The 8,169-nt window shown below is 60.4% G+C and carries 8 protein-coding genes; 1 reads left to right on the top strand and 7 read right to left on the bottom strand.

Annotated elements, in window-relative coordinates:
• Positions 1 to 344: 344 nt before the first annotated feature.
• The 6 genes from SGJ19_27410 to SGJ19_27385 form a co-directional block, all read right to left on the bottom strand.
• Positions 345 to 752 carry a TspO/MBR family protein gene (locus SGJ19_27410; protein MDZ4783993.1) on the bottom strand — a complete coding sequence of 136 codons (408 nt, stop codon included), beginning with the start codon at positions 750 to 752 and terminating at the stop codon, positions 345 to 347.
• Between the two features lie 67 nt (positions 753 to 819).
• Positions 820 to 1,932, bottom strand: coding sequence for a cyclopropane-fatty-acyl-phospholipid synthase family protein (locus SGJ19_27405; protein ID MDZ4783992.1), 1,113 nt, complete (start codon positions 1,930 to 1,932; stop codon positions 820 to 822).
• Positions 1,913 to 2,713, bottom strand: a complete 801-nt coding sequence (locus SGJ19_27400) for a DUF1295 domain-containing protein (GenBank protein ID MDZ4783991.1) — start codon at positions 2,711 to 2,713, stop codon at positions 1,913 to 1,915. Before SGJ19_27400 ends, SGJ19_27405 begins: the two co-directional genes overlap by 20 nt.
• The gene (locus SGJ19_27395) at positions 2,710 to 3,957 is read right to left on the bottom strand and encodes a cyclopropane-fatty-acyl-phospholipid synthase family protein (GenBank protein MDZ4783990.1); all 1,248 of its coding nucleotides are present in this window, start codon (positions 3,955 to 3,957) and stop codon (positions 2,710 to 2,712) included. Before SGJ19_27395 ends, SGJ19_27400 begins: the two co-directional genes overlap by 4 nt.
• Complete coding sequence (locus SGJ19_27390) at positions 3,950 to 4,738, bottom strand: DUF1365 domain-containing protein (protein ID MDZ4783989.1); 789 nt, start codon at positions 4,736 to 4,738, stop codon at positions 3,950 to 3,952. Before SGJ19_27390 ends, SGJ19_27395 begins: the two co-directional genes overlap by 8 nt.
• Positions 4,739 to 4,747: 9 nt before the next feature.
• The gene (locus SGJ19_27385; GenBank protein MDZ4783988.1) at positions 4,748 to 6,037 is read right to left on the bottom strand and encodes an FAD-dependent oxidoreductase; all 1,290 of its coding nucleotides are present in this window, start codon (positions 6,035 to 6,037) and stop codon (positions 4,748 to 4,750) included.
• A 599-nt stretch (positions 6,038 to 6,636) separates the two neighbouring features.
• Here SGJ19_27385 and SGJ19_27380 point away from each other — a divergent pair.
• A complete protein-coding gene (locus SGJ19_27380) occupies positions 6,637 to 7,806 on the top strand; it encodes a tyrosine-type recombinase/integrase (GenBank protein ID MDZ4783987.1) in 1,170 nt (389 codons plus the stop codon).
• Here the strand turns inward: SGJ19_27380 and SGJ19_27375 are convergent.
• Positions 7,803 to 8,024, bottom strand: a complete 222-nt coding sequence (locus SGJ19_27375; GenBank protein ID MDZ4783986.1) for a helix-turn-helix domain-containing protein — start codon at positions 8,022 to 8,024, stop codon at positions 7,803 to 7,805. The genes SGJ19_27380 and SGJ19_27375 overlap by 4 nt on opposite strands.
• Positions 8,025 to 8,169: the final 145 nt, after the last annotated feature.

Here is an 8,169-nt window from a genome sequence, read left to right as displayed (position 1 = left end):
CTCAGTGTCACTGGTTTCGTCAACACCCAGCAACATGAAGCAGACCTGCCGTTGACTCAACTCATCCCCTCATTCCCCGGAATTGGGTGAAGAACCAATCATTTCATCACGTGCCAGCGGCATCAGACGCGTCTGGAGCGGGAGGAATTGGTGGTACATTCGAGGGCACCCAGTTTCGTTCTCTGAGCTATACCTTGGCACCTCGGGGAGGGCATCGGCATTCTCCGCGCACAGGCGGCTAGCCTTGAGCCCCACCTTGTGTCACTTCTTGGCGATAGAGGCCGTCATGTTTGTAGTGAATTTGATTGGCTACTCGCCAAACGCTCAGCACGAACCAAGTCGAATCACGCCCGACTCCAATTCATCGAGGTGATCGACAATTGCAACACCATGGCGATCGAAACCCAGACGAAGTATGGAAGTTGGGCGAAGGCCGCCCAGCGATAATGCCGCCACACGGCGATCGTCATCCAAATGATCGTACCCCAGACGACCAGGATGTCGACGGTCGCGAGCGGTAGATTACGCATCCCAAATTGAATGGGCGTGAAGATCAAATTGGCCACGAGGTTGATGGCGAACGGCGCCGCGACCCGCCATGGAAGCTTTCCGCGAATCGCCTGCAAAAAGATGAATCCGAAACTCACGACGATGATCGGGTAGAGCATCTGCCAGATGAGCCCGACGGTGGCCGGTGCCGGCGTCCAGCCGGGCTTATCGAGCGCGTTGTACCAAGCCATCCAGTCATTCATCTGATTACTCAACCGATATGAAACACCTTAGCGGGCGTGTAAACATCGCAAATCTCCAGCGAAGCGATCAATGTTTACCATTCGCTGACAACGTCGTTTGGCGATTCGGATTGCGTTGGGCAGCCGGCGCGAAACGATAGTGTGAAACATACCACTCCTCGCCGCCGTACATGCCGAACATTTCCTCGCCCGCCAGGAATAGCAGCCGCCACTTGCGGAACCAGCGGGCAGCCTCGTGGCGGCCATGCGTCGCGGTTAGAATGTCGAGCAATTCGCCGCGATGCCGTTCCATGTTCGCGATCCAGGCCGCGGCGGTGCGGGCATAGTGCCGGCCGTTCCAACGCCATTGTTGCTCCAACAGCATGCCGCCGCCACACTCGTCCAGCCAACGGTCGCTCGGCATCATGCCGCCGCTGAAAAAGTTGCGCCCCATCCAATCGGCGGCCTTGCCGTCGCCGAACGCGTAAGCATATTGGCGATGACAAAAGATGTGCACAAACAGCTTGCCGCCAGGCGCGAGCCAGCTAGCGATTCGTTCGAGCGCCCGTCGGTGATTGCGTAGATGCTCAAACATCTCGACGCTGACCACGCGATCGTATTCATCATCGGCCTCGAAATCGTTCATATCCGCGGTGATCACGCGCAGACGCTCGGAGAAGCCTCGTCGCGACGCTTCGGCCAGCATGTGCCGTCGCTGGCTATGCGAATTGGAGACCGCCGTGACCGTGAGATTTGGATACCGCTCCAACATCCAGAAGGTCAGCGATCCCCATCCGCAACCCAGCTCGAGCACGCGCTGCCCGTCTTCCAACTCGGCATGTAGCGCGGTCTCTCGAAGTGCGGCCACTTCGGCTTCCGCCAGCGTGTCTACGCCGTCAGCCCAGTAGCAACTGCTGTATTTCAAGCGTGGCCCGAGCACCAGGCGATAGAACTCGGCAGGCACCTCGTAATGTTGTGCATTGGCCAGCTCCGGGACGTGGGCGATCGGGCCATCCAGCGACTGATCGCGAAACTGAAGTTGCTGCAACGCCGCGACTTCCGGCCCCCCTTGAGTAAGCGCGCGGAGTTGCGCTGCGCATAGGCGGCGAATCGCCAAGCGCACGAGTGGCAGCGGCGTCCACCCTTGCTCGACCGCGTCAATCAATCCGGCCGTAATGCTGTCACTGAGTGAATGAGCCATCGGATTCGCGGGGAAACCAGGGAAAGAATGGGCTAGTGGAGCGCTGATATTCCCGATACGCTTCGCCGCGCGAACGAAGCGCCTGGGCCTCGGTGGGTGGAATTCCGGTCACTCGCAGAATGAAATACAGCATCATCATGGGCCAGAGGATCGTCACCCATCCTGCGGGCGCCCAGAGCGCGAACGCGACGTAAGCCCACCAGTGCAGCCATTCGAAAAAGTAGTTCGGATGCCGTGAATAACGCCAAAGCCCGTCACGACAAACGCGGCCACGATTGCTCGGACGAGCCCGAAAGGCTGCCAGTTGTTGATCGGCAATGCCTTCGCCAACGATCGAAGCGAGCCAGATCCCAACGCCCAATCCATCGAACCATCCAACGGCCTGCGTATTCCTGGCGGCAAGGAGCATCGGTATGGCAAACAGTACGGCGCCGACAGATTGGTACTGGAAGAACCGAAAGAGCCGAGCTTGGGCCTGCGGACCCCACTGGCGTTTGAGGTCGACGTAGCGGCCGTCCTCTGGTTGAGTCAGCACGCGCCAAAAGACGTAGCTACCCAGCCGCAGCGCCCAAATCGCGATCAATACGGCCACCAATAGTCGGCGTTCCCACGGAGCATTCCCGCCGAGGATCGCGTACGTCGCGCCTAGTCCTCCGACGCCGAACGTCCAGGCGACGTCGACGATGCCGGCATCGCCGGTGCGGCGCTGCACGAACCAGACGACCGCCATCAACATCGCCATCGCCAGCCAACCGGTGAGTAGCAACACTGCGGTATTCATACGACGACCGCCTCCCGGTCGGCGACGACGCGCGGCGTACGCCTCTCCTCCGGGTACAGCTCCGGCAGGCCGCACTCCGGCTTGGCGAAGAGCATCTGCACGACGTTCACGCGGCGTTCGAGAAAGCAGGCCTCGCAGTAGGCGAAGTAGTAGTCCCACATGCGGATAAAGCGCTCGTCGAAACCCAGGCGGCGCACGTCATCGATGTTCTGCCAGAAATTGCGCCGCCAGGCACGCAACGTGAGCGCGTAATGCGGGGCGAAGTCCTCTAATTGCACCAGGCGCAGGTCGGACGAACGTGTCGCTGCTTGCAAGAGCGAGGTGATCGACGGGAGGCAGCCGCCGGGAAAGATGTACGTGCCGATGAAGTCGGCGCTACGCGTGTGCGCGGCGAAGTCCTGATCGCGGATCACGATGCCCTGCAGCAGCATGGCGCCGTCCGGTTTCAACAAGCGGCCGCATTGCCGAAAGAACTCCCCGTAATAGCGGTGACCGACGGCTTCGATCATTTCGATCGAGACGAGTTTGTCAAATTGTCCCTCGAGGTCGCGGTAGTCCTGGTTCAACAGCCGAATGCGACGATCGACACCCGCCTGGGCGAAGCGTTCGGCGGCAAGCCGATACTGCTCCTCTGAGATTGTTGTGGTCGTCACCTGGCAACCATACGCTTCCGCAGCATGCATCGCCAGGCCGCCCCAGCCCGTGCCGATTTCCAGCAGATGATCGGAGGGGCGGAGCCGCAACTGGTCGCAGGCGCGTTGCATCTTGGCGATCGAGGCCTCGCGCAATGAGGCGTGCGGATGTTCGAAGATGCCGGACGAGTAACATAGCGTGTCGTCGAGAAAAAGTCGAAAGAAGTCGTTGCCCAGGTCGTAGTGCGCGTGGATGTTGCGGCGCGCCATGCGGCGGGTGTTGGCATGCCACCAATGGACGGCGCGGCCCAACCACTGCGCGAAGATCGCCGCGCCCCGGTCCAGCCCCGAAGTCAATTCCATGTTGCGGATGAAGATCCTCACGAGCGATGTCAGGTCATCGCACGACCAGTCGCCGTCGATGAGGGCCTCGGCCGATCCCAGGCTTCCGCCCAGCGCCATGCGTCGATAGCAGCGAGGACTGTGGATGGTCACCGTCGCATGCAGATCGGCATCGCAGTCGCCGAAGATTCGGCACGACACTCCGTCCCGCCAAGTGATACGACCGCGTTCGAGTCGTTCGAGCGACCGGCCGACGAGTCTCTCAAACACGTGCTTCTCCTGACATGGCGGCGGAATCAGCGGACGAACGATGTTTTGGATGTGGATAGAACGGGCAGCCCTTCCACCACAACCGCAACGCCTGCCAATAGATGGCGAGCGCCACGTGTTGGGTCTGCAACGGATAGCGCCACACCAGCCGGCGCAGGTTGGCCGCGGACCAGGGGCGGCGCTTCAGTTGGAGCGTCGCTTGATGCACTCGCTCCGCCGACTCGCAGCTCTCGATGTCGACCGTCAGCGATTCACCGGGCGGAGTGAGGCGCCAACGGTAGTGCTGCGACATCGGCATGAAAGGGGAAACATGAAAGCGCTTCTCGATGGACTCGCTCAACCCGCCTGCGGCGAATTGGTCCGGCCGCAGCAAGTAGCAATGCCGCTCGCTCCATGGCGTGTTTCGCACTTCGGCGATGACGGCCGCGAGCGCGTCATTGTCGGTGCGGTGGCAAAAGAAAAACGACACCGGGTTCATCAAATAGCCCCAGTACCTCGCCTGCGTAAGCAGTCGCACCGAACCGATGGGGACGTCAAAGCCCTCTGCCGCAAGCCAGTCCAAGACCGCATCCTTGAGAGCTACGCTCGGGTCGCCGAAGTGATCCTCGCGTCGGATCGAGGCAATGGCGCGACGGTCGGCCGACCACAACCAGGTCCCGCGAAAGGCCGTGTTCAGCTCGTCCAGATCGACCAACAGCAGCGCAATCGTATTCCGAAATTCATGCCGCACGGGCCGCGATCGGCGATGGCGAACCCAACCTTCGTAGATGCAGCTGTTCATCGGGCGCCACTATCCTTTCCTGGCCAGGACGGGGGCAGGCGCATCGCATGCATCGGGAGGTGGCAGCAGTTTTGCGCAGACGGCCTCCGCACTCCGTACGCCATCCTCGTGGAAGCCATTCCCCCAATAGGCGCCGCAGAACGAAGTGCTATTCGGCCCGATCAATTCGTCATGGCGATTCTGCGCCGCACGGCGACCGATCGCAAACACTGGATGATGGTACGTCAATTGCAGCAGCACGGCGTCCGCACGAATTCCACCAGTGTCGTTCAGGGTCACGCAGAATTCGCGACGCGATGAAAGCCGCTGCAAGCGGTTCATGTGGTAGGTCACCGTCGCCTTCTCACTGTTGCAGCGCGGAATACGGTAATTCCAACTCGCCCAGGCCCGCTTGCATCGCGGCAGAATCGAAGAATCGCTGTGGACCGTGACCTCGTTGGCCTCGTAGCGAAACGCGCCGAGTACCGCCCGCTCCGCACGCGTGGCCTGCTCGCCGAGAATCGACAAGGCCTGATCGCTATGGCACGCGAAGACCACGTGATCGAATCGCTCAGGTTCGCGTCGCGGGAATCGCAACTCCACGCCGTCTGCCTCGCGGCAGACTCCAGCTACCGGGCAGTTCAAAACGATGTCGCGCGGCAAATGCCGAACAATTTCCTCGACATAGCGCCGCGACCCGCCGCGGATCACTCGCCACTGCGGGCGGTCGCTGACGGAGAGCAACCCATGGTTGCGATAGAATTCCACGATGAATCGCATGGGGAAGCGGCGAAAGTCGTCGTGCGGGCAAGACCACACGGCGGATCCCATGGGCAGGAAGTATTGCTCGATAAATTCCTGGGAATAGCCACGGCAATCCAGGTAGTCGCCCACCGACCACCGGTCGTCCGCCTCCGCTTCGACTTCCCCAGACTCGCGGCTGAAACGCAGCCAATCGCGCAGCAACCGATGAAAACCCGGCCTGAACAAATTCCGACGCTGCGCAAATAAGCCGTTCAGCCCCGTGCCGGCGTACTCTATGCCGGAGCGGTCGCAGCGGACGCTGAAGCTCATATCGGTCGGCTGCGAAGCAACGCCCAGTTCGTCGAGCAGTCGCGTGAAGCTGGGATAGGTACGGTCATTGAAGACGATAAAGCCGGTGTCGACGGCCATCGTCCCGTGCGGTTCCATTACCTCGATCGTGTTCGTGTGGCCACCGACGTAAATCGCCGCCTCGAACACCGTTACGTCATGCGCTTTCCGCAAATGAAAAGCGCAACACAGCCCTGATATCCCCGCACCAATGACCGCGATTTTCATGCGATTCCCCGCCGCGCTCGCACTACGGGCTATTTTAGGGATCGTAGGCGCGGGAAACGGACTCGCACACTGCCGCGCGCGAGGCTTTTCGGAAATTATCCTGCTTCTGCGATGCGAGAACGAGCAATCTCCGGAATGCTGGTGTCCTGCCTCAACTGAAATTGGAGTTTTCGGGCGTTTGGGCTAGCGCAACCTGAACGGACGTTTATTCCATGAGCGACAAACGTCAGCGCAGGCAGTTTTTGGCGGAGCGGCAAGCGGAGGTCGGCATCATTCAAGACTTCGCCGAATGAACAGTGGCGGCGATCAGGTCGAAACAAACGCGAAATCGTAAAAAACTTTGCCGTTCAACAACTTACGACTCTTCAGTAGGCGGAGAGCTGTTACGAAAAGCGTTGCTTCGGGGGTACTTGATACTAAAGGACTTACGACGAGTACCGAAACCGTGACCCCTTGTCCGGTACAGAATTCGGTACAGAATTCACTCGGTTTGGAATGAAAAAGGCCTCGCGACGGGTGCAACCGTCACGAGGCCCGAAGCAAACCCTTCGGCTTGCTCGCTTGGTGTTCTCTCACCTGTGAGCTGGAGGGTTGATTTCATGGCACGCCGTCCCAAACCCTGGTACCGCGAAGATCGCAAGGCCTGGTTCGCCACGATTGAGGGCGTCCGGCACAATCTCGGCGTCACGAAGAAGGAAGCGTTCGAGCGCTTCTACGCGATGATGCGTGAGCCCAAGCGCCGCAAGGTGTCGCCCCACTCGCTGGTGGCGATCATCGATGAATTCCTGGAATGGGTGCAGAAGCACCGTTCGCCGGCCAACTACGAGGGCTACCGCTACCGACTCCAGCGATTCGTCAACCGCTGGCCGGACCTGAGGCCCGACGAGTTGCGCCCGTTCCATGTCGAGAAATGGGCCGATGCCTTCGATATTTCGCGCACGACTCGCCGCAACTACCTGCGAGCCGTCAAACGCTGCCTGCGGTGGGCGAAGCAGCAGGGCTACATCGACGACAACCCGATCGCCGACCTGGAAGTCCCTTCCGGAGAAAGCCGGGAGGTCATGATCCGGCCGGAGGAATTCGAGCGTATCCTGACTTTCGTCCGCGACGAGGGCTTCCGCGAATTGCTGCTCGTCGCCTGGGAGACCGGCTGCCGGCCGCAGGAGATTCTCAAAGTCACGGCCGGCCACGTGGACGTGGCGAACGCCCGGTGGGTGTTCAAGAAGTCCGAAGCGAAGATGAAGCGGAAAGTCCGCGTCAACTATCTCGGCGACCAGGCCCTGTCCATTACCAAGCGACAGATGGTCGAAAATCCAACCGGCCCGCTCTTTCGTAACTCGCGGGGACGCCCCTGGACGACCCTTGCGGTCAACTGCCACTTCAAACGCATCCGCATGCGGATCGGCATGGAGGAAGCGCAGCGGCAAGTCAATGCGCCGAACGCTTCCGAAGTCGCTGCCATGCTGAAGCGGATCAGTCGGACACGCATCGAGCGTGGCAAGACCATCACCAAGTCGGAAGCCCAACGCCTTACGGAAGCCCGGCGTAAACTCCGCTATCGAAAAGCGGCTTCCCTGGGGCCGCGATACTCGCTCTACGCGCTCAGACATTCTTGGGCCACCAATGCGTTGGAGCAGGGAATCGACGCCCTGACCGTTGCCGTACTGATGGGACACTCCGACCCGAGTACGCTTGCCCGCGTGTATCAACACCTGTCGCACAACCCCAAGCATCTGCTTGAGCAGGCGAAGAAGGCCGCCGGCGGCTAGAACTTCAAATGCCGTAGGGACGATGGTCTGCGAACCGGCGAACGCGCCGGTTCGCTTGCCTCGTCCCGGCAGCTATCGACATACCGGATTAGGTCGGCCTTTTTTAGGCGCACGGCCCCTCGTCCACTTCCAAGCCGATGCGCCGTTAGCCGACCCGATTCAATAAGTTGATAGACAAGTGAGCGGCTGACCCGCAACAGCTCAGCCGTCTCCGCCACCGTCAGCAGTCCAAAGTCGGAGGAATCGGTTTTATCAACCACGAGCCTAGTGTTTCGTCAGACCTTGATTTTGGGGTAGACCGATTTGAGTTTATAGCGGGCGTCGGTGATTTTCATGTGCCAGTCGACGCCGCGTTGCGTGGCG

The organism is Planctomycetia bacterium (assembly GCA_034440135.1).
Lineage (GTDB): Bacteria > Planctomycetota > Planctomycetia > Pirellulales > JALHLM01 > JALHLM01.
This window is presented reverse-complemented; position numbering and strand designations above follow the sequence as displayed.